Raw genomic sequence first — 271 nt, 5'->3', positions numbered from 1 at the left:
TGGGCTCGTCGAGGAGCAGCACGTTGGCCGAGGAGACGACGAGGGTGGCCAGCGCCAGCCGCGTCTTCTCGCCGCCCGAGAGCACCCCGGCCGGCTTGTCCACGTCGTCACCGGAGAAGAGGAAGGAGCCCAGCGTCTTGCGGATCGCGACGAGGTCCATGTCGGGCGCGGACGAGCGCATGTTCTCCAGCACCGTGCGGTCCGGGTCCAGCGTCTCGTGCTCCTGCGCGTAGTACCCGAGCTTGAGGCCGTGACCAGGGACGACCTTGCC

General features: G+C 69.4%; 1 protein-coding gene. It reads right to left on the bottom strand.

From position 1 onward, the window contains the following. Window positions 1-271 (bottom strand): ATP-binding cassette domain-containing protein (locus tag J0695_RS41275; protein WP_206969932.1); only part of this gene is annotated, 271 nt, incomplete at both ends.

It is taken from the genome of Streptomyces beijiangensis, assembly GCF_017315755.1.
Classification (GTDB): Bacteria; Actinomycetota; Actinomycetes; order Streptomycetales; family Streptomycetaceae; genus Streptomyces; species Streptomyces beijiangensis.
Note: the sequence above shows the minus strand (reverse complement) of the source record. Positions and strands in the feature narration are given on the sequence as shown.